Below are 21,229 nucleotides of genomic sequence, written 5' to 3' on the forward strand. Positions count from 1 at the left end.
GAACGTAAGCAACCTGAGTGAACGGAAGATGAACTGGGCGGGGCATTGTGGTGCCCCTGCCGTCGGGCCGGGGATTCCGCTTCTGGGCGCGAGAGGGCGGCCGGGCCTCCGGTGCCGGTGGGGGAGCTGCCCTCGACCAGCGTTTCCGGCCCGCACGGGGAAGCCGGACAAGCCCGGACAGGCCGGTAAATGTCGTTCCGGTCACGTCCGGGCCGGCCGCCCGGTTCGCTTCCGATTCACAGGAAGGCCGTATCGGCGGTCCTTATGATCTCCTCCATGGCTGAGGAGAGCGCGGAAAAGCGGCAGGAACCACGACCGGACGCCCTCTCCCGGGCCTGGGACGACCTCGTCCGCACGGCCCGCCGGACCGCGGCGGAGGGACTCGTCGTCGGCACCTCCGGCAACGTCTCGGTACGCGTCGGCGACACCGTGCTGGTCACCCCGAGCGGCGTACCGTACGACCGGCTCCGACCCGAGGACCTGCTCGGCGTCGACCTCGCGGGTCACCGCACCCTCGGCACCCTCACCCCCACCAGCGAGCTCCCGCTCCACCTCGCCGTCTACCGCGCCACCGGCGCACGCGCCGTGGTCCACACGCACGCCGTGCACGCCACGGCCGTCTCCACACTCGTCGACGAGGTCCCGGCCGTCCACTACGCCGCCGCGATGCTCGGCGGACCGGTCCGCACCGCCGGATACGCCCGCTACGGCACCCCCGAGCTGGCCGCGCACATGCTCGACGCCCTCCGCGACCGCACCGGCTGCCTGCTCCGCAACCACGGCACCGTCACCCACGGATCGAGCCTGGACGAGGCGTACGACCGCACCGCCCAGCTGGAATGGCTCTGCCGGGTGTGGCTCGCGGCGAGCTCCGTCCCCGGCCACGCCCCGTCCCTGCTCTCCCGGGACCAGCTCGACGAGGCCGCCGAGGCGCTCCGGGGCTACGGCCAGCGCGACTGAACCCGCCACCGCACGCCCCGGCCCGCCCGGCCCCGGCCGTGCCCGCACCGACACGCCCCACCACACCCCCCGGCCCCGCTCCGCACCGACACGCCCCACGACACGCCGGGCCCACCGGACGGCCCATCCCGCTGGCCCCCGGTACGGCCTTGCCCCAAGACTGAAGCCGTGCGCCCGGCAACAGCGACGGCAGCGGCCGTCTCCACGATCCTCGGCGCCGGCGCGGCAGCGGTCGCCGCCGGCAGATATGCCGGCGGTACCGCTCTCACGGTCCCCGCCGGTCGCCCCCTCCCGGCCGACCGCGGCCTGACCGTGCACGCGACGGCGCCCGGGCAGGTGATCCTGACCCGCTCCTTCGCCTCGCTGCGCCCCGGACTCTGGGGTCTGGCGGGGCGGGACGTCCACGCGGTCGTGGGCCCGGTGACCGAGGATCCCGCGTTCTCCGCCGACACCGTCGTCCGCCGTCTCGAACGCGTCACCCACGGCTCCCTGGAGCCGGGCACCCGCGTCCGCGCCACCCCCGAAGTGCACCGGGGCGACCCCGGCACCGCCCTCGGCCTCGTCCACCACGAGGTGGAGATCCCCGGCGAGCTCGGCGCACTGCCCGCCTGGTACGTCCCGGCCGACCGCTCCACCTGGGTCATCGCCCTGCACGGCATCGGCACCACGCGCGAGCACACCCTGAACGTGACCGGCTTCCTGAACGACCTCCGCCTCCCGGTGCTCTCCCTCGCCTACCGCGGCGACGCCGGAGCCCCGCGCTCCCCGGACGGACTCGACCACCTCGGCGCGTCGGAATGGCGCGATCTCGACGCCGCGATCCGCTACGCCCTCCGCTACGGCGCCGAGAAAGTCGTCCTGCTCGGCTGGTCCACCGGCGCCACCATGGCGCTGCACGCCTGCGTCGACTCCGCCCTCCGCGACCGCGTCGCCGGCCTGGTGCTGGACTCCCCGGTGATGGACTGGGAAACCACCCTGCGCGCCCTCGCCGCCGCCCGCGGCGTCCCGTCCGCGCTGATGCCGCTCGCCGTCCGTGCCGCCCAGGGGCGGACCGGACTGCGGGGCACCCCGCTCCTCCAGGGCAGGCTGCCGACCGTTCTGCGCGTCCCGACGCTGATCTTCCACGGACCCGGCGACACCCTGGCCCCCTGGGGACCCTCGCGGGAACTCGCCGCGCTCCGCCCCGACCTCGTCGCCCTGCACACCGTGCCCGACGCCCCCCACGCGTCGATGTGGAACCTGGGCCCCGCCGCCTACGAGGAAACCCTCCGCCGCTTTCTCACCCCTCTGATGTGAGAGCCGGGACCCGGGAGTCCCGATCCGGGAGCCATGATGTGAGAGTTGGGGGCAAACCGCCCGGTTGATGACGGCCCGGCGGGGTCGCCCGGATGAGGCGGGGCGGCCTCCGTTTGGGCTTTCGGCCCGTCAGAGGCAAGACTGCTCCCCGTGACGTCCCGTAACCCGCGCGACTCCAGGCTGCGACTTGTCCGCCCGCGACCCCTCGCCACGGCGCGCAAGGCCGTGACCACCCGCCGCACCAGGCCCGCTCCCCGCCCGCCCGAGGGCACTCCGCCACGCACCGAACTGGCCCGCCAGGCCAGGGAGGTGCTCGCCGCGGACGTACGGGTCGCCCACTGGGCCGCCGACGGCACCAGCCCCGGCACGGCCTCGCTCGCCGCACCCGAACTGGACCGTGCCGCCGCCGAGCTGGGCCTCACCCCCGAGCGGGTGCTGGCCGGCTGGGACCGCGCCCGGCTCGCCGGTCTCGTCGAGCTGCACGGCGACACCGTGCGCCCCGGCTGGCGCCTGCGCGCCTGGGACCGCGACGACTCGGCGGTCCTCCGCGGCTGGGTCGCGCTCTTCGACGCGTGGTCGCTCGTGCACGCCTCGCCCGAGGGCATCGAGGCGACCGCCGTAGCCGAGGCGATCGAGGCGGTGCCCCAGGTCCTGTCGCTGCTCCAGCTCTCGGCCGGACCCGTCCCCGTCCCCGTCCTCCTCGACCTGCTCGGCCAGCGCGTCGCCGAACTCCACGAGGAACGCTGCGAGGTGCCCTACGCCCCCGGAGCCGAGGGCGGGCCCGTCGACACCGGTACCCCCGCCGCGCCCTCCGACGAGCTGAACGCCCTGCTGCTCGACTGGGCCCTGGAGGGCCTCGCCGCCGTCGGCGCGCTCACCCTCGAACCGGGCCTCGCGACCCTCACCCCGCTCGGCAACTGGGCGGTCTGGGTCAAACTGGAGCAGATCTGCGTCGCCGCGCAGAGCCCGGCCGGGAACATCGAGCAGCCCGCCGCCGACATGCTCCTCGGCTGCGCCTCGCTCACCCCGGGCCCGGCACGCGCCGAGTACCGCGCCTGGCTCGCCGCCCGTACGGTCGGCAGCGCCGTCGCCGAACTGCTCGGCGTCGCCCGCGGCGAGGACGCGCTGCTCCGCGGGCTGGCCTTCGAGGCGCTGCGCGTCGTCGGCGCCCCGGCCGAGCCCGAGGTCCGCGCGGTCGTCACGCACCCCTCGCTCCGCCCGTACGCCCTGCTCTGGCTCGCCGAGTACGAGGGCGCCGACCCGGACGACGCCCAGGAGGTGCTCAGCCGGGAAGAGGCAACCTGGCTCTGGGTGGACACCGCGGCGGCCGTCGCCGACCACGGCGAGACCGGGCTGCTCGTGCGGCATCTGGACACCGCTGTCCAGGGCACCGTCCCGGCACTGCTCGACGAGGTCCGGGCGGTCGGCCACCCGCGCACCGTCCAGGTCCTGGTCGCGCTCGCCGCCGCCCACCCGGACCCCGCGCTCGCCAAGGCGATGCGCCGGGCCGCGTTCCAGGTGCACACCGGCGGCAGCCGCGCCTGACCCTCGCCCCGGGCACGGCCTCTCAGACCGCGCCCGGGGCGTACGTCCCGAAGCTCCACACGTTGCCCTCGGCGTCCCGGGCCATGTAGTCCCGCGAGCCGTAATCCTGGTCGGTCGGCGGCATCAGGATCTCCATCCCGTGCGCCGCCGTCCGCGCGTGGTGGCGGTCCACGGCCTCCGCCGAGTCGAGGACCACGTAGACACCGACCGGGCCCCCGCCCGCCATGGCCCGCGCGAAGACGCCCTCGCGTCCCCGGGACCCGAGCATCACCCGGCCGTTGCCCAAGGACAGCTCCGCGTGGACCACGGCGCCGTCCTCGCCCTCGTACACCGCCTCTTCGGTGAACCCCAGCACCTCGGTCAGCGTCCTGATCGCCGCCTTCGCGTCGTCGTACAGGACCGTCGGGAAGACCGTGGGTGTGCCGTGCGCCGTCTCCGTCATGGAACGTCACCCTCCGCCACTCGCCGGGTATGTGATCCCCGTCTCATTCTGGCACCGTCCGGCGGTCCGGGCCCGTGCACGGCGGAGGAGTTGCGCACCGCCCGTAGAATGGGCCCATGGCAATTCTCCTTGTGCATTAGCGGCGTCGAGAGACCTCCGCCCTCGTCCCTCCGCCGTCCATACCGCCCTGGAGTCTTACCGTGATCACCGCTTCCGGCATCGAGCTGCGCGCCGGCGCCCGCGTCCTCATCGAAAACGCGTCCTTCCGCATCGCCAAGGGCGACCGCATCGGCCTCGTCGGCCGCAACGGCGCCGGCAAGACCACCCTCACCAAGTGCCTCGCCGGCGAGGGCACCCCCGCCGGTGGCACGATCACCTCCTCCGGCGAGGTCGGCTACCTCCCGCAGGACCCGCGCACCGGCGACCTCGACGTCCTCGCCCGGGACCGCATCCTCTCCGCCCGCGGCCTGGACGAGATCCTGCGCCGGATGCGCGAGAACGAGGAGCGGATGGCGAACGGCAAGGGCGCCACCCGCGAGAAGGCGATGAAGAAGTACGAGCGCCTGGAGACGGAGTTCCTCACCAAGGGCGGGTACGCCGCCGAGGCCGAGGCCGCCACCATCGCCGCGGCCCTCAGCCTCCCGGACCGGGTGCTCGGCCAGCCGCTGCACACCCTCTCCGGTGGTCAGCGCCGCCGTGTCGAGCTCGCCCGCATCCTCTTCTCGGACGCCGACACCCTGCTCCTCGACGAGCCCACCAACCACCTCGACGCCGACTCCATCGTCTGGCTGCGCGACTACCTCAAGTCCTACCGGGGCGGCTTCATCGTGATCTCCCACGATGTCGACCTCGTGGAGACGGTCGTCAACAAGGTCTTCTACCTGGACGCCAACCGGTCGCAGATCGACGTCTACAACATGGGCTGGAAGCTCTACCAGCAGCAGCGCGAGGCCGACGAGAAGCGCCGCAAGCGCGAGCGCCAGAACGCCGAGAAGAAGGCCGCCGCCCTCAACTCGCAGGCCGACAAGATGCGCGCCAAGGCCACCAAGACCGTCGCGGCCCAGAACATGGCCAAGCGCGCCGACCGGCTGCTCGCCGGGCTGGAAGCGGTCCGGGTCTCCGACAAGGTCGCCAAGCTGCGCTTCCCCGAGCCCTCGCCCTGCGGCAAGACCCCGCTGATGGCGGAGGGCCTCTCCAAGTCGTACGGCTCGCTGGAGATCTTCACCGACGTCGACCTCGCGATCGACAAGGGTTCCCGGGTCGTCATCCTCGGCCTCAACGGCGCCGGCAAGACCACCCTGCTGCGCCTCCTCGGCGGCGCCGAGAAGCCCGACACCGGCGAGATCATCCAGGGCCACGGCCTCAAGCTCGGCTACTACGCCCAGGAGCACGAGACCCTCGACCCGGAGCGCACGGTCCTGGAGAACATGCGCTCCGCGGCCCCGGACCTCGACCTGGTGGAGGTCCGCAAGACGCTGGGCTCGTTCCTCTTCTCCGGTGACGACGTGGACAAGCCCGCGGGCGTCCTGTCCGGTGGCGAGAAGACCCGTCTGGCCCTGGCCACACTGGTCGTCTCCTCCGCCAACGTCCTGCTGCTCGACGAGCCCACCAACAACCTGGACCCGGCCAGCCGCGAGGAGATCCTCGGCGCGCTGCGTACGTACAAGGGCGCGGTCGTCCTCGTCACGCACGACGAGGGCGCGGTCGAGGCGCTCCAGCCCGAGCGCATCATCCTGCTCCCCGACGGGGTCGAGGACCTCTGGGGTGCCGACTACCGCGACCTGGTCGCCCTGGCCTGACCGGCCGGGCCGCACGCCCCGGAGCGACCGGTTCGGGAGCGTCCGAGGCCGCTCCGATCGAATGATCCACCCCGAATGGATCATTCGGCCTACGCGTGATCCCTCATCTGTGCGAGACGGTCTCATCCTTCGGCGCGGCGCCCGGCAGATACCTGCCGGGCGCAGTCATATCCGTGCTTTCCCCCCGGACAGCCCTGACCTGCGCTTTCTCTTTCGTGCTCTCCCCACCTGCCTCTTGAGCCCCTCGGAATGCTTCATTCCGCTTCCGCGGCGCCCTTCCCTGGCCCGGAATCGGGTTGTACGTACCTTGCCGAATGGGTGGCCAGGGCGCACGGTAGGGGTGATCATGAGAAACCAGAGCGCACTTCCCATGAGGAGGCACGGGTGGCCGAGACTCTGAAGAAGGGCAGCCGGGTTACCGGCGTCGCGCGCGACAAGCTCGCGGCAGACCTGAAGAAGAAGTACGACTCCGGGGCGAGCATCCGGGCGTTGGCCGAGGAAACCGGCCGCTCCTACGGATTCGTCCACCGGATGCTGAGTGAGTCCGGCGTGACCCTGCGGGGACGCGGCGGAGCCACACGCGGCAAGAAGGCCGCATCGGCCTGACGGTCGGCGGCGGGTTCCGGGCGCGGGCGGAAGGCCCACCGGAACCGGGGTGGACCACCCGGTCGGCCAGACGGCCGGCCAGGTGGTTACTGTTCAGTCACTTATCAAGTGAAGTGCTGACAGCACCCCGATCCGGAGGCGCACGATGACCTCGCTCGACCCGCTGCTCGACAAGGACGGCGTACGACTCACCGTCGATGACGCGGTCGCCACGGTGACCCTGACCAACCCGGCCAAACGCAACGCTCAGTCTCCCGCTCTGTGGCGGGCGTTGACGGAGGCCGGGCGGGCCGTCCCCGGCACCGTGCGGGTCGTGGTGCTCCGTGGCGAAGGCAAGTCCTTCTCCGCGGGCCTCGACCGGCAGGCGTTCGCTCCCGAGGGCTTCGACGGTGAGCCGTCCTTCCTCGACATGGCGCGCGGGCCCGCAGCAGGGCTCGACGCGACCATCGCCGAGTACCAGGAGGCATTCACCTGGTGGCGGCGGAACGACATCGTGTCGATCGCCGCCGTGCAGGGCCACGCCATCGGGGCGGGCTTCCAGCTCGCCCTCGCCTGCGATCTGCGGATCGCCGCCGAGGACGTGCAGTTCGCCATGCGGGAGACCAGCCTCGGGCTCGTCCCCGACCTCACGGGCACCCACCCCCTGGTGCACCTCGTGGGGTACGCCCGCGCGCTGGAGATATGCGCCACCGGCCGCTTCGTGCTGGCCCCGGAGGCCGAGCGCACGGGCCTCGCCAACCTCGTCGTCCCCGCCGACCAGCTCGACGCCGCGACCAAGGACCTGGCCGCCGCACTGCTGGCCGCGCCGCGCGACGCCGTGATCGAGACCAAGGCACTGCTGCGCGGCGCCGTCCAGCGCACCTACGAGGAGCAGCGCGCCGCCGAGCGCGCCGCCCAGGGCCGCCGTCTGCGCGACCTGGCCGGCCTCACCGACTGACGGCGTCAGCCGGTCTCCGGGGCCTCCACCACAGCGGTGACCAGCACCGAGACCGGCGGGCCGTCCTCCAGCGCACCCGTCACCGCGGTGCGCACCGCACGGGCCACGTCGAGCGCCCGGTGCCCGCCGGCCGTCGCCACCTCGACGCGTACGTGACCGGCGGACGCGGTCACCGGCGCGCCCAGCACCTGGGTCAGTGAGACGACGCCGGGGACCGCGGCGGCGGCCAGCCCCGCGGCCCCGTCGTCCCGCCCCGCGCGGACCTCCGGCCGGGGGAAGGCCGCCCGCTCCCCGTCCGCCCGCTGGCCGGACGCCGGCGTGGCCGCCGGAGCCGGGCCGGCCGGGGAAGTCCCCGCCGGGGGTGTCCCCGCGTCCAGCAGGCCCGTCACCCGCAGGTCCACCTCCGTTACATCGAGCCCCAGCCGCCGCGACGCGGCGTCCATCAGGGCTTCCCGGAGCAGCGCGGCGGACGTGGGCAGCGGCCGGTCGGCGGTGGCGGTGAACTCCGCCTCGATCCGCAGTGGACCCGGCGGCAGCGCGCTCGGAGGCGCGGGCGGCCCCTGGGCGCGCCCCTCCCGGGGTTCGTCCCTCAGCCCTTCGCCGTACCGCCCTCCCGGACCCGCTCCGGGCCCGGCTCCGGCCTCCCGCCCCGGGCCTCCCTCCGGCGCACCGGGGGTGGTGCCCGCCGTCGCCGCGCCGATGCGCAGCCGCCCGAGCACCGCGCCGGGCCCCGCCGTGGAGTCCCGCAGAACCGAAGCGGCGGCCCGCTCGGCGATCCACGCTCCGTCCGCCGGACCGCCCAGAGGGAGCAACCGGCCAAGCCCCAGTCGCTCACGCACCGAGGCCGTCCATCCATCCGCCCGCCGGGCGCCGTCCGCCGTTGTCATCGCCCCAGCCTGCCGCATCCGCAGCGCGGTCCCGGGCTGGCGCACTTAGTGTGGGCAAGGAAGTACTCCCCTGCCCCATCGAAGGGATGAGCGGCCATGAGTGAGACCACCACGCAGCGCCCCGGCCCGGATGCTTCCGGCGAAGGCAGGAGCCTGACGAAGCGCGGCGGCGGCGACGCCGGGACCCGCGGGCGGACCACGATCGCGGACGGTGTCGTCGAGAAGATCGCCGGGCTCGCGGCCCGCGACGTCGACGGTGTGCACGCCATGGGCGGCGGGCTCTCCCGCAGCTTCGGCGCCATGCGCGACCGGGTGCCCGGCGGGGGCGGCAAGTCGCCCGCCCGCGGGGTGAAGGCCGAGGTCGGCGAGTCCCAGGCCGCACTCGACCTGGAGATCGTCGTCGACTACGGCGTTGCCATCCACGAGGTGGCCCGTGACGTCCGGGAGAACGTCGTCGCCGCCGTGGAGCGGATGACCGGGCTCGAAGTGGTCGAGGTCAACATCGCGGTCAGCGACGTCAAGCTGCCCGACGAGGAGGACGACGAGGACGACGGGTCCTCCTCCCGGGTCCAGTAGTCCGGGCCGCACCGTGCGCCCGGCGTCCCGTCACGCCCCGTGGCCCGGCGGCCGGCCGGCCCACCGATCCCGTTTACCCCTGCGCGTCGAGGGAGTTGAGGAGTCAGCATGAGCATGGCCGTGGTCGGCATGGTGGCCGGCATGGCACTCGGGTTCGCCGGGTACTTCGGTGGATTCGGTGCCTTCCTGCTGGTCGCCGCACTGGGCGTGGTCGGCTTCATCGCCGGCCGCTTCCTGGACGGCGACTGGGAACCCGGCGACTTCTTCCGGAGTCGCGAGCGCGGCGACCGGCGACGGTGACCCCGTTGACCGGCCCGGTACCCGCGGCTGAGCGCGGCGAGACCCGGATCGCCGACCGGGTCGTCGCGAAGATCGCGGCACAGGCCGCCCGGGAGGCGATCGACGGGGTCCCCGAGGACGGCTCACCGCCCAGCGCCTCGGTCACCGTTCACCGGGACTCAGCCCGGGTACACGTCAGCCTGGAGCTCGGTTACCCCAGCGACATCGGCCGCCAGTGCGGAGCCGTACGCCGGCAGGTGGCCGAGCGGGTCAGGACGCTGGCGGGAATGGAGGTGCCCGAGGTGGCCGTACGGATCGAACGCCTGCACTCGGCGGCGACGGGCTCCTCGGGACAGGGGAGGATCCGGTGAGCGAACCCTCGTACCCGGACGGGCCGGACGGCCCGGAGCACGGCACCCAGCGGCTCCCCGTCGTCACCCCGGAGCCGCTCGGCCCCGAACGGAACGCCTCCTCGTCCACCTACCAGCCCCTCCCCACGCCGGAGGAGCCGGTCCGCGGACGGGCCGGACGCTTCTGGTCGGCCCGCCGCGTCCCCGCCGCCCTTCTCGCGCTCGTGGTGCTCGGCGCCTCGGGGCTCTTCCTCTACGACGTGGCCGCCGTACGCGCCGACCACCCGGCGATGCGGTGGCGGCGCTCGCTGGCGGACGGCCTCGCCGAACGCTCCCTCGACGACGTCTGGGTGCTCACCGGCGCCGGGATCGCCGCCGCCCTCGGTCTGTGGCTGCTCCTGATTGCCCTCACCCCGGGGCTGCGCTCCCTGCTGACGATGAGCCGCAGGCACCCCGGGGTGCACGCGGCCCTCGACCGCACCGCCGCGGCCCTGGTCCTGCGCGACCGGGCCGTGGAGGTGTCCGGGGTGCAGTCCGTACGCGTCAGATCGGGACGCCGCAAGGCCGCCGTCCGGGCCGTCTCGCACTTCCGGGAACTCGGCGAGGTACGGGCCGACCTCGAGTCCGCGCTCACCACCGCCATCGCCGAACTCGGCCTCGCCAGACCGCCGAAGCTCTCCGTCCGTGTCCGCCGGGCCGCCAAGAAGGGATGAGCGCCATGCTCCGCACGGTCAACCGGGTGCTGCTCGCCCTCGCCGGACTGATCCTCGTCGCCGTCGGCGGCACCGTGCTCGCCACCGGCCTCGGCGCCGCGGTGCCGTCCTGGTTCCCGTGGAGCGGGAAGTCCGACGTGCTGCTCAGTGACGCGGACCGGGGCCGCTGGCGCGACGAGGGCTGGTGGTGGCCGACCGTCATCGCGATCCTCGCCGTGCTCGTCGTCCTCGCCCTGTGGTGGCTCCTCGCCCAGTTGCGGCGGGCCCGGCTCGCCGAAGTGCTGGTCGACAGCGGCGACGGCGAGGGGGCGCTGCTGCGGGGCCGGGCCCTGGAGGGCGTCCTCGCCGCGGAGGCCGGCAACCTCGACGGAGTCGCCCGCGCCCAGGTCACGCTGACCGGCCGCCGGACCGCTCCGCAGGCCCGGGTCCGCATGCGGCTGGAACCGCACGCCGTCCCGGCGGAGGCGCTCCGCGGCCTCTCCGACGAGGCGCTGGCCCACGCCCGCGCCTCGGCCGGACTGGACGAGCTGCCGGCCGAGGTGCTGCTGAAGGCCGTCAAGCACCGCGCGGAACGCGTCACCTGACGGAAGCGGTACACGGCCCGGGCTCAGAACCCGTGCCGGGTACCACCGTCCACCGGCAGCATGATGCCGGTCAGATAGGACGCGGCGGGGGAGAGCAGGAAGGCCGCGGTCTTCCCGAACTCCTCGGGCGTGCCGTACCGGCGCAGCGGGATGCCGGCCTCGCTCGCGGTACGGGCCGCGTCGGCGTCGCCCGAGAGCGCGTCGAGCTCGCGCACCCGGTCGGTGTCGATCCGCGAGGGCAGCAGCCCGATCACCCGGATGCCGCGCGGCCCGAGCTCGTTCGCCAGGGACTTCGCGAAACCGGCCAGCCCCGGGCGCAGCCCGTTGGAGATGGTCAGGCCGGGGATCGGCTCGTGGACCGATCCGGAGAGCACGAAGCCGATGACCCCGCCCTCGCCGAGTTCGGCCGCCGCCGCGCGGGCCAGGCGCACCGCGCCGAGGAAGACCGACTCGAAGGCCGACTGCCACTGCTCGTCGGTGTTGGAGGCGGCGGTGCCGGGCGGCGGTCCGCCGACGCTGATCAGCACCCCGTCGAGCCGCCCGAACCGCTCCTTCGCGGTGTTCAGCATCATCCGGGCGGCCGTCGGGTCGCCGTTGTCGGCCGCGACGCCGAGGGCGTCCGGTCCGAGCTCGGCTGCGGCGGCCGTGACGCTCTTCTCGTCACGGCCGGTGATGAGTACCTTCGCGCCGTCCGCCGCCAGGGCGGTCGCCGCGGCGTTGCCCAGCCCCCGGCTGGCCCCGGTGACGACGTAGACGCGGTCCTTCAGTCCAAGATCCATGGCCCTATCCTGCCGCCTCCTCCCCGGCCAGGGCCACCGCCGTGTTCACCAGCCCGATGTGGCTGAACGCCTGCGGGTAGTTCCCGAGCTGACGACCGGCCACCGTGTCGTACTCCTCGGCCAGCAGACCCACGTCGTTGCGGAGTTCCAGCAGCCGCTCGAAGATCTCCTCGGCCTCGGCGGTCCGCCCGGTCCGCAGCAGCGCGTCCGCGAGCCAGAACGTGCAGACGATGAAGGCCCCTTCCTCGCCCGGCAGCCCGTCGACCGACGCCCCCTCGGTGCTGTAGCGGCGGACCAGGCCGTCGCTGCCCAGCTCCGCGCGGATCGCGTCGACCGTACCGACGATCCGGGGGTCGTCCGGCGGCAGGAAACCGGTGCGGACCATGAGCAGCGTCGCCGCGTCCAGCGCCTTCGACCCGTACGACTGGGTGAAGGTGTTCCGCACGGGGTCGTACCCCTTCTCGCACACCTCGGCGTGCACCGCGTCGCGCATCGCGCGCCAGCGGTCCGGGTCGCCCGGCAGCGAGGGGTCGGACTCCAGGGAGGTCACCGCCCGGTCCGCCGCGACCCAGGCCATCACCTTCGAGTGGACGAAGTGCTGCCGCTCGCCCCGGATCTCCCACAGGCCCTCGTCCGGCTCGCGCCAGGTGGACTCGAGGAAGCCGAGCAGGCTGAGCTGGAGGTTCCAGGCGTGCGGCTTGTCGGTCAGACCCGCGTCCCGGGCGAGGCGGAGGGAGTCGATGACCTCGCCGTAGACGTCGAGCTGGAGCTGGCGGACCGCCGCGTTGCCGGTGCGGACCGGCCGGGAGTTCTCGTACCCGGCCAGCCAGGGCAGCTCCGTCTCGGGCAGCCGGCGCTCACCGGCCAGCCCGTACATGATCTGGAGGTCGGCCGGGTCGCCGGCGACGGCGCGCAGCAGCCAGTCCCGCCAGGCCGCCGCCTCGTCCAGATACCCGACCGCGAGCAGCGCGCCGAGGGTCAGCGTGGCGTCCCGCAGCCAGCAGTACCGGTAGTCCCAGTTCCGTACGCCGGCGATCTCCTCGGGCAGCGAGGTGGTCGGAGCCGCCACGATCCCGCCGGTCGGCCGGTACGTCAGCGCCTTCAGCGTGATCAGCGACCGCAGCACCGCGTCCCGGTGCTTCCCCTGGTACGTGCAGGTCTCCGCCCACTTCGCCCAGTCCTTCAGGGTGTGCTTGAGCGCCTTGTACGGGTCGATCAGCTTCGGGCGCGGCGAGTGCGAGGGGTGCCACGTCAGGACGAAGGCCACCTGCTCGCCCTCGGCGACGGTGAAGGAGGAGCACGTACTGAACTGCTCCCCCCACGTCTTGACCGGCGGATCGCTGCGCAGCCAGACCGAGTCCGGCCCCGCGACCGCCACCCGGTGGCCGTGCGAGCGGCGCATCCACGGCACGATGGAGCCGAAGTCGAAGCGGAGCCGCAGCACCGAGCTCATCTCGACGCTCCCGCTGACCCCCTCGACGATCCGCATCACGTCGGGCGACTTGTCACGCATCGGCATGAAGTCGATGACCTTGACGGTGCCGGTGGGGGTCTCCCAGTACGTCTCCAGGACGAGCGAGTCACCGGCGTAGCCGCGGCGGGTGCAGGTGTCGGAGGCGGCGGTGCCTTCGGGCGCGATCCGCCAGTGTCCGTTGTCCTCGTCGCCCAGCAGTGCCGCGAAGCAGGCGCCCGAGTCGAAGCGGGGCAGGCAGAGCCAGTCGACGGAACCGTTTCTGCCGACCAGTGCGGCCGTCTGGAGATCGCCGATGAGGGCGTAGTCCTCGATACGTTGAGTCACGCAGTTGCGTTTTCCCGAATGGGGCGGTTGCTAAGCAGGCCGGACCGGCCGGGTGCGCACGGCCCCGGCTCGCCTGCCGCGTGCTCTACGCGTGCGCGGGCTCCGGCTCCCCGGCGCCGCCCGCGGCCTCGGCGGCCGCCTTCGCCGCCGCCTCGGCCCGGTCCTGCTTCTCGCGGCGCGCCAGGACCGTCCAGCCCACCGGGACGGCGGCGGCGAACAGCCACCACTGCACGGCGTACGCCATGTGCGGGCCGATGGAGTCGTGGTCGGGGGTGGCGATCTGCTCGGGCGAGTTCCCCGCTGCCTCGGGCGCGGTCATCTCGATGTAGCCGCCGAGGACCGGGCGGGAGAGCAGCGCGGACTGCTGGGAGCTGTTGATCAGCATCACCTGGCGGTCCGGCAGTCCCTTGAGGTCCTTGATGCCGCTGGTGCCCGTCGTCTCGTCCGCCATCAGGCGCCCGGTGACGGTGACATCGCCCTTCGGGGCGGCCGGCACGTCGGGAAAGGCCGCCTGGTCGGCGGCGGACTCGACCCAGCCGCGGTTCACCATCACGGTGCCGCCGCCGTCGAGGTTCAGCGGGGTGAGGACGTGCACCCCGATCCGGCCGTCGTCGGACGTGCGGCGGCGCACCACGACCTCATGGGCGGTGTCGAAGGTGCCGCGGGCGCTGACCGTGCGCCAGTAGTCCGCGCGGGGCACGGTGTGGCCGGGCGAGGTGAGCCGCTGTACCGGCTCCGGAGCGGCCGCGAGGTTCCGCGCGATCAGGGCGTTCTGCGCGACCTTGTGCTGGTGGCGGTGCAGCTGCCAGAAGCCCAGCTCGACCATGGTCGGGATCAGGACGAGGACGAGGAGGGTGACGAGCACCCACTGCCGGGTCAACAGGAAGCGGTACACCCCATGACCGTACAACCGGGGTCATGGGGTGCCTCACGGTGGGGTGGTCCGTCGGGCCCGTCACACTTTGTCCACGATGCCCGCCTTCCCCTCGGCGCGGGCGCAGTGGCCGCCGCAGAACCAGTGGCCGTCCACCTCGACGCCCTGCCCGATCACCTGCACACGGCAGTGCTCACAGATCGGCGCCATGCGGTGGATGGCGCAGGCGAAGCAGTCGAAGACGTGCACCGCGCCCTGCGCGTGCACCTCGAAGGACATCCCGTAGTCGTTTCCGCAAACCTCACAACGTGCCATGCGCCACAGGGTGGGCGAGCGGGCGAGCGGTGGGCGAGCGGCCGGCGGGCGAGTCGCCGCCGGTTCACTCCGATGCCGGTGCCACGTCCCGCAGCAGATGGGTGAAGGCCGCCTCGTCCACCACCGGCGTACCGAACGACTTCGCCTTGACCGTCTTCGAGGTCGCGGAGTCCGGGTCGTTGGTCACCAGCAGGCTGGTGAGCCGCGACACACTCGTCGCCACGTGGAGTCCGGCCTCCACCGCACGGTCCTCCAGCAACTCACGGTCGACCGAGGTGTCCCCGGAGAACGCCACCCGCATGCCCTGCTTCAACGGCCGGTCCGGGCTGTAGCGCCCCGGGTTGGGGTACGGGCAGGCCGGCCGCTTCCGCGCGGGGCGCCAGCTGTTCTGCCCGTACGACGACTGGTGGCCGATCTTCGGGCGCACCGGCGAGTCCGACCACTCGGTCAGCGGCCGGCACTCCAGCAGCGGCAGCCGGACCCCGTCCCGCGCCGCCGCCCGCAGGCTCGGCCGGAACGCCTCGGCCAGCACCCGGGCGTCGTCCAGCGCGTGGTGCGCGTGCTCCTGCACCACTCCGAAGTGCGAGGCCAGCGAGGACAGCTTGTGGTTGGGCAGCGGCAGCCGGAGCTCCTTGGCGAGCGCGATGGTGCAGAGCCGGTGCTCGACCGGGGCGACCGCGGAGGCGCGGGCGTACTCCCGGGCGATCATCGACCAGTCGAACGCGGCGTTGTGGGCGACCAGCACCCGGCCGGCGAGGTACTCCGAGAACCGTGCGGCGATCTCCGTGAAGAGCGGGGCGCCTTCGAGCATCTCGGAGGTCAGGCCGTGGATCCACACCGGCCCGGGGTCGCGCTCCGGGTTGACCAGCGTGTACCAGTGGTCCTCGATCTCGCCCCGGGCGTCCACGCGGTAGACGGCGGCGGAGATTATCCGGTCGTCGCGGGCGAGGCCGGTGGTCTCCACGTCGACGACCGCGTACCCCTGGGGATACGCGGCCGGCCACGGCGCTGCGGTCTGACGGTCGTCGAGCATGGTCACAGAGAATACGGGCCCCGACCGACAGTCCCCTATTCGGCCGCCTCCCGGACACCGATGCGGTACGGGTCCTCCCACCCGCGCCGCATGCGGTGGGACGATCCGGAGGTGACGGAGACCCAGGCCCGAGACGAGCACGACGAGCCCCACGACGGGGGCCTCTCCACCCGGTTGAACTGGCTGCGGGCCGCCGTCCTCGGCGCCAACGACGGGGTGGTCTCCACCGCCGGGCTCGTCGTCGGTGTGGCGGGCGCCACGGGCGACCGGAGCGCGCTCCTCACGGCGGGACTCGCCGGACTGCTCGCCGGATCGATGTCCATGGCAGCCGGTGAGTACGTCTCCGTCTCCACCCAGCGCGACTCCGAGAAGGCCGCCCTCGCCACCGAGCGCCGCGAACTGAAGGAAGAACCCGAGGCGGAACTCGTCGAGCTGACCGGCCTCCTGGAGGGGAAGGGCCTCAGCCGCGAGGTCGCGCGCGAGGCCGCCCTCCAGCTCACCGAACGCGACGCGCTGCGCGCCCACGCCGAGGTGGAGCTCGGCATCGACCCGGACGAGCTCACCAACCCCTGGCACGCGGCGGGCGCCAGCTTCCTCGCGTTCACGGCCGGTGCGCTGCTGCCGCTGCTCGCCATCGTGCTGCCCCCGTCCTCGTACCGGCTGCTGGTGACCGTGGTCTCGGTGCTCGTCGCCCTCACGGCGACCGGCTGGTGGAGCGCCCGCCTGGGCGACGCGCCGGTGGCCCCGGCGGTGCTGCGCAACGCCGGCGGGGGAGCGGTGGCAATGGGGGTCACCTACGCCGCGGGGACGCTGCTGGGGATGGCGGGGGTGTGAACCCGGGACGGCCGTGTTGGAGGAACTCACCAAATATCGGGGGTGGTTGATCCTGCTTACTTGGTGGTAACAACGTCTGTTCCGCCACCCTCCGGCGGCCCTACGGTTCATCGCATGGAGCCGAACCTGCCCGATGTCGTGCTGTGGTCCCTGCCGGCCTTCATCCTGCTCACCGTCGTCGAGATGATCAGCTACCGCTTCCACCCCGACGAGGACGCCGCCGGGTACGACGCCAGGGACGCGGCGACCAGCGTGACCATGGGGCTCGGCTCCCTCGGCTTCGACCTGCTGTGGAAGATCCCGGTCGTCGCGCTCTACACGGCGCTGTACGAACTCACCCCGCTGCGGGTCCCCGTCCTGTGGTGGACGGTCCCGCTGATGCTGCTCGCCCAGGACTTCTTCTACTACTGGTCCCACCGGGGCCACCACGTCGTCCGCCTGCTGTGGGCCTGCCACGTGGTCCACCACTCCAGCCGGAAGTTCAACCTCACCACCGCACTGCGCCAGCCCTGGACCTCCGCGACCGTCTGGCCCTTCTACCTGCCGCTGGTCGCCTGCGGAGTGCACCCGGCCGCGCTCGCCTTCTGCCAGTCGGCCAACCTCGTCTACCAGTTCTGGGTGCACACCGAACGCGTCGGGAAACTCCCCCGGCCGTTCGAGTACGTCCTCAACACGCCCTCCCACCACCGCGTGCACCACGCCTCCCAGGGCGGCTACCTGGACCGGAACTTCGGCGGCATCCTGATCCTCTGGGACCGGGCCTTCGGATCGTTCACCGAGGAGAGCGAACGGCCCGTCTACGGCCTCACCAAGAACATCGCCACCCACAACCCGCTGCGCGTCGCCACCCACGAGTACGTGGCGATCGCCCGGGACGTCCGCGCGGCGACGAGCTGGAGCGAGCGCGCCGGACGGGTCTTCCGCGGCCCCGGCTGGCAGCCGGCCGGAACCTCCACCAGCGCCGCCACCACCGCCCCGGCCCCGCAGCACCCGCCGGTCGCCGGGACCACCGGATGACCGGCCGCGCGACAGCCGGCTCCGGGGGCTGGACCCGTCACGCACGGGCCGGCCGGATCGCGCCCCTGCTGCTCGCCGGGTACCTCGTGGTGTCGGCCGCCGACCTGGGCGGGCTGCTGGCCGGGGCGGACACCGTCCACCTCCTCGCCAAGCCGTTGCTGATGCCGCTGCTCGCCGCGTACGCCGCCGTCCGGGGCGGGCCCCGGTGGCTGATCGCCGCACTGCTCCTCGGATGGGGCGGCGACGTGGCCCTGATGGTGGACCACGACACCGCCTTCCTCCTCGGCATGGGCTCCTTCGCCGCCGGACACCTCTGCTACCTCCGGCTCTTCGGCCGGGCGCCCGCCTCGCGGGCGGCGGGCGGCGCCTACGCGGTCGTGCTCGCCGCCGTCCTGGTGGCGATGTGGGGCGACCTGCAGGCCGGGATGCGCCTGCCGATGGCCGGGTACAGCCTGCTGCTCGCCACCATGGCCTGGCGCTCCGGCGCCCTCGGCCGGTACGCCGCCGCGGGCGGGGCGCTCTTCCTGCTCTCCGACTCACTGATCGCCACCGGGGTCGCCGGCTGGCCGCAGCCGCCCGGCCACGACTTCCTCGTCATGCTCACCTATCTCGCCGCCCAGCTCCTGCTGACCACCGGAGCGCTCGGGGGTATCCGGAGCGCCACGCGGGCCAGGGCGTACCGTGGAAAGGTTGAAACCGCCTGAAACCAGCGAGGACCCCCACATGCGCGCCACCGTCATCCACGCCCCGCACGACATCCGGGTGGAGGAAGTGCCGGACCCGGTCGTCCAGCAGCCCACCGACGTGGTGGTCCGGGTACTGCGCGCCTGCATCTGCGGCAGCGACCTGTGGGCCTATCGGGGCGAGTCCGCCCGCAAGCCCGGCCAGCGCATCGGACACGAGTTCCTCGGCATCGTGGAGCAGGCCGGCTCCGACGTCACCGGCTTCGCCGCCGGCGACCTCGTCGTCGCCCCCTTCGTCTGGTCGGACGGCACCTGCGCCTACTGTGCCGACGGCCTCCACACCTCCTGCCCGCAGGGCGGGTTCTGGGGCTCCGAGGGCTCCGACGGCGGCCAGGGCGAGGCCGTCCGGGTCCCCTTCGCCGACGGCACCCTCGTCAAGCTTCCGGCCGAGGCCGCCTCCGACGACCGGCTGCTCACCGCGCTGCTGGCCCTCTCCGACGTGCTCGGCACCGGCCACCACGCCGCCGTGGGCGCCGGGGTGAAGCCCGGTTCCACCGTCGCGGTCGTCGGCGACGGCGCGGTCGGCCTCTGCGGCGTCATGGCGGCCAAGCGGCTCGGCGCCGACCGGATCATCGCGCTGGGCCGCCACACCGCCCGTACCGACATAGCCCGCGCCTTCGGCGCCACGGACGTCGTCGCGGCGCGGGGCGAGGAGGCCGTGGCCGCCGTACGCGAGCTGACCGGCGGAGCCGGGGCGCACAGCGTCATCGAGGCGGTCGGCACCGAGCAGTCCATGCGGACCGCGTTCGGGATCGCCCGTGACGGAGGCGCGGTCGGCTACGTCGGCGTCCCGCACGGCAGCGGCACCGGCCTGGACCTCGGCGACATGTTCAACCGCAACGTCGCCCTGCGCGGCGGGGTCGCCCCGGTGCGCGCGTACATCCCCGAGCTGCTCCCGGACGTGCTGGACGGCACCATCGACCCCTCGCCGGTCTTCGACCTGGCGGTCGGCCTGGACGAGGTGCCCGCCGGATACAAGGCGATGGACGAGCGCACCGCGCTGAAGGTCCTCGTCAAGCCGTAGGGGAACGGACGCCGGAGGGGCCCGGAGCGACGACGCGCTCCGGGCCCCTCCAGCTCCGCGTTCCTAGTAGCGGACCGCGTCCAGCGCGTCCACGTTACCGGCTCCGTAGAAGCCGTTGTACGCCTTGCCGCCCTTGCAGACCGCGTCGACGGTGCCGTCGCTGTCGATGTCGTACGGGGCTCCGCACGCGGTGGCGTCGGCCTCCAGGGCCAGCAGCGCCTTCACCGCGGCGGGCGAGGCGTGCGGGTGCTTCGACTCGATCAGGGCCACGACACCCACGACGTGCGGGGTCGCCATCGACGTACCGGCCTTGTAGCCGTACTGGCCGCCCGGCAGCGTCGAGAGGATGAGGCCGCTGGTGGCCGGGGCCTCGGGCTTCTGGTAGATCGTCGAGTCACCGCCCGGGGCGGCCACGTCGACCACGCCGTAACCGTAGTTCGAGTACGACGACTTGAGGCCCTTCGCCCCCGTGGCGGAGACGGTCACCACGCCCGGCAGCATCGACGGGATGTCGAGGCAGGTGCGCGGGTCGATGACCCGGTCCTCGGTGACGGTGTCGTTGGGGCTCGTCGAGTCCTCGATCGACTTGGCCGCCAGGTCCTCGGCGGAGTTGCCGGCCGCCGCGACGTTCACGACACCCTTGCCCTCGGCGTAACGGGTGGCCCGGCCGAGCGCCTCGACCAGGGCGCCCTGGTCGGGGTCGTTCTTGCAGTTGTAGAGCCACGGGTCGGTGTAATAGCTGTTGTTCGTCACGTCGACGCCGTGCTCGGCGGCCCAGACGAAGCCGCAGACGACGGCCTCCGTGTAGAAGAACCCGTCCGTGGTCGCGACCTTGATCCCGGCGACCTTCACGCCCGGGGCGACGCCCGTGACCCCGATGCCGTTCTTCGCGGCGGCGATGGTGCCGGCGACGTGGGTGCCGTGGTCGCTCTCACCCGCGGCGGGGCGCCAGGACCCCGGCGTGGTGTCGGGGGCGCCGGAGACGCAGTTGGCGGAGGCCGCCGCGTCGAAGTTGGGCGCCAGGTCCGGGTGGGTGTCGTCGACGCCGGTGTCGATCACGGCCGCCGTGACGCTCCTGCTGCCGAGGGTGATCTCATGCGCCTTGTCCGCCTTCATGGCGGGCAGGTCCCACTGCAAGGGCTCCAGCGGGTCCTGCGACGCGCTCGCGCCCTCGGCAGCGCCGGCCGCCTCCGCCGCGGAGAGCGGCTGCGCCGCCGCGCCCACGTCGGTCGTCGCCTGCGGGACGATCGGGTTGGTGCGGGTGGCGCCGGCCGATTCGACACCGCGCACCTTGCGGATGGTCTCCGCGAACGCCGGGTTCTGCGAGTGGACGACGATGACGCCGATCTGGTCGTACGCGACGACGATCGTGCCGCCGGCCTTCGCGATGGCCTTCTCGACCTGCTCGACGGTCTTGTGACTGCCTTCGGTGTTCACGACGTAACTGAGCTTCGGGCCGTCCTGCGACACGGCCGGTGCCGACGCGGCCGAGGCGGTGGTGGCGGGAAGGAAGCCGAGGGAAGCGGTGAGCGCGATTCCTACGGGCAGCGCGAGTGCACGTACGCGCCTGGATGCCAGATGAGCCATGGGTTCTCCACATCATCCGTATCAGCCGGCCGGACACCTTGCGTGTCTGGTCGGGTACATGACCAGTGAAGTTAGCGTCGATCATCGCCACGCATCAATGAATTGAGGCAAACGAGTTCGAAGGGTGATCTACGCGGGCCGTTCGGGGTGCTTTCACGTCATCCCCGACGGCCGAAAGCGGGAGTGAACCGCTTCGTCGCGGCGCACGTGCCGTTGTCAGGGGAGTCGCACGACCGATTCCAGCGGAGGTT

At 73.0% G+C, this 21,229-nt stretch carries 23 protein-coding genes; 15 read left to right on the forward strand and 8 right to left on the reverse strand.

The window, feature by feature from the left end; translation table 11 throughout:
- Positions 1-276 precede the first annotated feature (276 nt).
- The 3 genes from ACWCSV_RS03675 (at position 277) to ACWCSV_RS03685 (ending at position 3,801) form a co-directional block, all read left to right on the forward strand.
- Positions 277-960: a class II aldolase/adducin family protein gene (locus ACWCSV_RS03675; RefSeq protein WP_451138194.1), complete on the forward strand. Its 684-nt coding sequence runs from the start codon at positions 277-279 to the stop codon at positions 958-960.
- A gap of 168 nt (positions 961-1,128) precedes the next feature.
- A complete protein-coding gene (locus ACWCSV_RS03680; RefSeq protein ID WP_451138195.1) occupies positions 1,129-2,256 on the forward strand; it encodes an alpha/beta hydrolase in 1,128 nt (375 codons plus the stop codon).
- Between the two features lie 225 nt (positions 2,257-2,481).
- Positions 2,482-3,801, forward strand: a complete 1,320-nt coding sequence (locus ACWCSV_RS03685; protein ID WP_451138251.1) for a hypothetical protein — start codon at positions 2,482-2,484, stop codon at positions 3,799-3,801.
- Positions 3,802-3,823: 22 nt separating this feature from the next.
- Here the strand turns inward: ACWCSV_RS03685 and ACWCSV_RS03690 are convergent, their stop codons facing one another.
- Positions 3,824-4,243, reverse strand: coding sequence for a VOC family protein (locus ACWCSV_RS03690; RefSeq protein ID WP_451138196.1), 420 nt, complete (start codon positions 4,241-4,243; stop codon positions 3,824-3,826).
- A 200-nt stretch (positions 4,244-4,443) separates the two neighbouring features.
- Between ACWCSV_RS03690 and ACWCSV_RS03695 the strand changes: the two genes are divergently transcribed.
- The 3 genes from ACWCSV_RS03695 (at position 4,444) to ACWCSV_RS03705 (ending at position 7,585) form a co-directional block, all read left to right on the forward strand.
- Positions 4,444-6,042, forward strand: a complete 1,599-nt coding sequence (locus ACWCSV_RS03695; protein ID WP_327175038.1) for an ABC-F family ATP-binding cassette domain-containing protein — start codon at positions 4,444-4,446, stop codon at positions 6,040-6,042.
- A gap of 384 nt (positions 6,043-6,426) precedes the next feature.
- Complete coding sequence (locus ACWCSV_RS03700) at positions 6,427-6,648, forward strand: helix-turn-helix domain-containing protein (protein WP_266702971.1); 222 nt, start codon at positions 6,427-6,429, stop codon at positions 6,646-6,648.
- A 145-nt stretch (positions 6,649-6,793) separates the two neighbouring features.
- Positions 6,794-7,585, forward strand: coding sequence for an enoyl-CoA hydratase/isomerase family protein (locus ACWCSV_RS03705; protein ID WP_451138197.1), 792 nt, complete (start codon positions 6,794-6,796; stop codon positions 7,583-7,585).
- 5 nt (positions 7,586-7,590) lie between these two features.
- Here the strand turns inward: ACWCSV_RS03705 and ACWCSV_RS03710 are convergent, their stop codons facing one another.
- On the reverse strand, positions 7,591-8,472 hold the full coding sequence (locus tag ACWCSV_RS03710; protein ID WP_451138198.1) for a hypothetical protein: 882 nt from the start codon (positions 8,470-8,472) through the stop codon (positions 7,591-7,593).
- Positions 8,473-8,568: 96 nt separating this feature from the next.
- Here ACWCSV_RS03710 and ACWCSV_RS03715 point away from each other — a divergent pair, with 96 nt between their 5' ends.
- The 5 genes from ACWCSV_RS03715 to amaP all read left to right on the forward strand — a co-directional run bounded on the left by ACWCSV_RS03715 (position 8,569) and on the right by amaP (position 10,974).
- On the forward strand, positions 8,569-9,048 hold the full coding sequence (locus tag ACWCSV_RS03715; protein WP_327175035.1) for an Asp23/Gls24 family envelope stress response protein: 480 nt from the start codon (positions 8,569-8,571) through the stop codon (positions 9,046-9,048).
- A 108-nt stretch (positions 9,049-9,156) separates the two neighbouring features.
- Positions 9,157-9,348, forward strand: coding sequence for a hypothetical protein (locus ACWCSV_RS03720; RefSeq protein WP_451138199.1), 192 nt, complete (start codon positions 9,157-9,159; stop codon positions 9,346-9,348).
- Positions 9,345-9,698: an Asp23/Gls24 family envelope stress response protein gene (locus ACWCSV_RS03725; protein WP_451138200.1), complete on the forward strand. Its 354-nt coding sequence runs from the start codon at positions 9,345-9,347 to the stop codon at positions 9,696-9,698. The genes ACWCSV_RS03720 and ACWCSV_RS03725 overlap by 4 nt, the downstream gene beginning before the upstream one ends.
- Positions 9,695-10,390, forward strand: a complete 696-nt coding sequence (locus tag ACWCSV_RS03730; RefSeq protein ID WP_451138201.1) for a DUF6286 domain-containing protein — start codon at positions 9,695-9,697, stop codon at positions 10,388-10,390. Before ACWCSV_RS03725 ends, ACWCSV_RS03730 begins: the two co-directional genes overlap by 4 nt.
- Positions 10,387-10,974 (forward strand): alkaline shock response membrane anchor protein AmaP, encoded by a 588-nt coding sequence (amaP, locus tag ACWCSV_RS03735; protein ID WP_451138202.1) that lies wholly within the window; start codon positions 10,387-10,389, stop codon positions 10,972-10,974. Before ACWCSV_RS03730 ends, amaP begins: the two co-directional genes overlap by 4 nt.
- 23 nt (positions 10,975-10,997) lie before the next feature.
- Here amaP and ACWCSV_RS03740 read toward each other — a convergent pair whose 3' ends face one another.
- From ACWCSV_RS03740 to ACWCSV_RS03760, 5 genes are all read right to left on the reverse strand, one after another.
- Positions 10,998-11,753, reverse strand: coding sequence for an SDR family oxidoreductase (locus ACWCSV_RS03740; protein ID WP_451138203.1), 756 nt, complete (start codon positions 11,751-11,753; stop codon positions 10,998-11,000).
- Between the two features lie 4 nt (positions 11,754-11,757).
- Complete coding sequence (locus tag ACWCSV_RS03745) at positions 11,758-13,551, reverse strand: glycoside hydrolase family 15 protein (RefSeq protein WP_451138204.1); 1,794 nt, start codon at positions 13,549-13,551, stop codon at positions 11,758-11,760.
- An 85-nt stretch (positions 13,552-13,636) separates the two neighbouring features.
- Entirely contained in the window at positions 13,637-14,446 is an 810-nt protein-coding gene (locus tag ACWCSV_RS03750; RefSeq protein WP_451138205.1) for an SURF1 family cytochrome oxidase biogenesis protein, read from the reverse strand.
- A gap of 60 nt (positions 14,447-14,506) precedes the next feature.
- Positions 14,507-14,740, reverse strand: coding sequence for a hypothetical protein (locus tag ACWCSV_RS03755; RefSeq protein WP_136320436.1), 234 nt, complete (start codon positions 14,738-14,740; stop codon positions 14,507-14,509).
- A gap of 64 nt (positions 14,741-14,804) precedes the next feature.
- Positions 14,805-15,779, reverse strand: a complete 975-nt coding sequence (locus tag ACWCSV_RS03760) for a DEDDh family exonuclease (protein WP_451138206.1) — start codon at positions 15,777-15,779, stop codon at positions 14,805-14,807.
- An 84-nt stretch (positions 15,780-15,863) separates the two neighbouring features.
- Here ACWCSV_RS03760 and ACWCSV_RS03765 point away from each other — a divergent pair, with 84 nt between their 5' ends.
- The 4 genes from ACWCSV_RS03765 to ACWCSV_RS03780 all read left to right on the forward strand — a co-directional run bounded on the left by ACWCSV_RS03765 (position 15,864) and on the right by ACWCSV_RS03780 (position 19,391).
- Positions 15,864-16,607 carry a VIT1/CCC1 transporter family protein gene (locus tag ACWCSV_RS03765; RefSeq protein WP_451138207.1) on the forward strand — a complete coding sequence of 248 codons (744 nt, stop codon included), beginning with the start codon at positions 15,864-15,866 and terminating at the stop codon, positions 16,605-16,607.
- Between the two features lie 114 nt (positions 16,608-16,721).
- Entirely contained in the window at positions 16,722-17,624 is a 903-nt protein-coding gene (locus tag ACWCSV_RS03770; protein WP_451138208.1) for a sterol desaturase family protein, read from the forward strand.
- Entirely contained in the window at positions 17,621-18,328 is a 708-nt protein-coding gene (locus ACWCSV_RS03775; RefSeq protein ID WP_451138209.1) for a lysoplasmalogenase, read from the forward strand. The genes ACWCSV_RS03770 and ACWCSV_RS03775 overlap by 4 nt, the downstream gene beginning before the upstream one ends.
- Positions 18,329-18,347: 19 nt before the next feature.
- On the forward strand, positions 18,348-19,391 hold the full coding sequence (locus ACWCSV_RS03780) for a zinc-dependent alcohol dehydrogenase family protein (RefSeq protein WP_451138252.1): 1,044 nt from the start codon (positions 18,348-18,350) through the stop codon (positions 19,389-19,391).
- Positions 19,392-19,454: 63 nt separating this feature from the next.
- Here the strand turns inward: ACWCSV_RS03780 and ACWCSV_RS03785 are convergent, their stop codons facing one another.
- Positions 19,455-20,978, reverse strand: coding sequence for a S8 family peptidase (locus ACWCSV_RS03785; RefSeq protein ID WP_451138210.1), 1,524 nt, complete (start codon positions 20,976-20,978; stop codon positions 19,455-19,457).
- Positions 20,979-21,229: the final 251 nt, after the last annotated feature.

This window comes from Streptomyces sp. NPDC001770 (assembly GCF_053596135.1).